Below are 2,028 nucleotides of genomic sequence, written 5' to 3'. Positions count from 1 at the left end.
ATAGCCAAAAAAACCAGCGACGTGCCACTACACGACTTTTTTGGAAAATCGCCTTGAAACCCGCATGGCTGCGTGGGCAACTTCTCGAAAATGGCCTTTTTTGGGCTCGAACTGTCGAACTCGGGAGAACTACATTCGCGTACGCTTGATCTTTGACCAGGTGCTTCCAGCATCATTGGAAGCGTAAACGCTACCCGTTAGGTCGATGTAGAGGACCACGTTCTTGGTCGCATACATCTGGCTTGCTATTACCGGCATTTCCTTGATCAATTCAGTCCAATCGTTGCCCCCATTTGAGGTCTTGTGGAGGCTAGTTGAGCCAACGAACATTCCGGTTCCGAAGCACAACATGTATAGCTCGTCTCTGGAAACTGCCGCGACGGAAAGCGCCCACGTGTAGATGCCAGCGCATGTATTGCTGTAGGGGGTCCATGTCGCACCACCGTCTGTAGTAAACGCATGTGGGGCTCGGGAGGTCTGAGATGTATAGACACGGTCAGCACCCTGCGTTCGCACCTCTCGGGACCAACCCGGCGCCGGATAGCTTTTCCATTCGCGTGATTCGAAGTCGAACGTGTGGACTTGACCTCCTGGCACCATCACAAGGTATTTTTGGTTTTGAATAGCGGCTAAACCTTGAAGCGAGGGCCAATTGATGACCAGCGATGGCTGGGCGATCGGTATTCGCCGAAGTTCGTCCCAAGCTGCTCCTTCTTTGTCTTTTTGACTGTGAACCAACAACTCATTTCGATATAGGGTTACCACCAAGAGTTCGTCGGCGTGGCGCCCGATATGCATTATCAAGCCATCCGGCACGGGTGAGGTCTTGGCCTTCCAGGTGCGACCACCATTAGCTGACGACAGCATCAATCCTTCCTCGCCGCCAATAATAATGCTGTCGGCGTCAGTGGCGCTGATTGCCGTAATTTCCCGAGGATCTCCTATGTCAACGCTCTTCCAACCGCGTTCGGGGTGAAGAAAGACAATTTGGCCAAGGTTAGTCCCCGCAATAATCTCCCCCGACGGAAGTTCCTGAATGTTGTTTAGAGCGTAAGTGCTCTGCTTAGCTAGGCTTAAGCGTGCTGCGGCATCGGTAGTCTCATGCCATTCGGCTATGGAGGCTGTCGCGCCAGCGCGGTCTGAGATGGCCTGCATTACGCCCATGGTAATTGTCCCAACAATACCCATGGTGGCCGAGTTGCTGACCACTATCACGCTGCCGCTGGCAACCTTCCCACTGGTATTCTGTTCTACATCTAACCATCCAAGCACCGGGCGTCCCGCCGACAACTCGCTCAAGCCTGAAAAATTCGTGCGCAGAAACCTCTGAACATCGTCGGTACTTGGATACCGAAGCACAGTTGTCTCGCGGTTTCCGATTGGCTGATAGATCAGCGTGCCGAGATTGGTAATGTGTTCCCGGCGCACTTCAAATGTCATGCCCTGATCTTTGAGCGATACGGAACGGCCCAATCCTCCTTGCCCGGCGACGAGCCCGGTTATCTGGTATCTCCCTTCAGGAATCAGGCCAGCAAAGATTTGGGTGCTACGTCTGCCGTCATCATTTTCAGCAATAAGCTGTGCGCGAGTTCCGTCGCTGTGCTCAACATTGAGACTGCCCCATTTGTTTGAAAATCCCACGGCTAGATCAATGGCGGCCGTGTTGGTAACTATCCGGAGAGCAACCAAGCCTTTATCGTCAGAGAAGCTCGAAGGTCGTTCGCTTGTTGGTTCCGCCGCATTTGATGCAGTAACTGATGCGTTGAATAACAACAGAAAAATTAAAGTAACGAGGCGGCCTAGCATGGTACGACTCCAAGAAGGGAGGCTCAAATGGCTATCAAAAGCATCGAAGACAAATGCATTAAAGATATATCAGAACGTTTGTTGGAAGCCAACCGTTACCGTGAAAGCCCCGGCGCGATGGGCGATGATGTAGCTCCCTGCCGGGTAGGCGGGATAGCGAGGAGAAGACCGGTCTGGCTAGGCGGCTGCGGTTTCGGGCCAATAGCCGAAACGTTTCAGCGC

2 protein-coding genes are annotated in these 2,028 nt (G+C 53.0%); one reads left to right on the top strand and one right to left on the bottom strand.

The genetic code is table 11. The features are described 5' to 3' along the window. Positions 1-129: 129 nt before the first annotated feature. Positions 130-1,806: a sialidase family protein gene (locus tag ACLIIZ_RS21005; protein WP_416695637.1), complete on the bottom strand. Its 1,677-nt coding sequence runs from the start codon at positions 1,804-1,806 to the stop codon at positions 130-132. A 27-nt stretch (positions 1,807-1,833) separates the two neighbouring features. Between ACLIIZ_RS21005 and ACLIIZ_RS21000 the strand changes: the two genes are divergently transcribed. Further along, positions 1,834-2,028: hypothetical protein (locus ACLIIZ_RS21000; protein WP_416695635.1), on the top strand; the 195-nt coding region annotated here is incomplete at its 3' end.

The organism is Azonexus caeni (assembly GCF_048146105.1).
Taxonomy (GTDB): domain Bacteria; phylum Pseudomonadota; class Gammaproteobacteria; order Burkholderiales; family Rhodocyclaceae; genus Azonexus; species Azonexus aromaticus_B.
Note: the sequence above shows the minus strand (reverse complement) of the source record. Positions and strands in the feature narration are given on the sequence as shown.

Bases quoted from the DNA above. Each gene is read 5' to 3' on its own strand.
- ACLIIZ_RS21005 (WP_416695637.1), bottom strand. From the start codon at position 1,806: ATGCTAGGCCGCCTCGTTACTTTAATTTTTCTGTTGTTATTCAACGCA.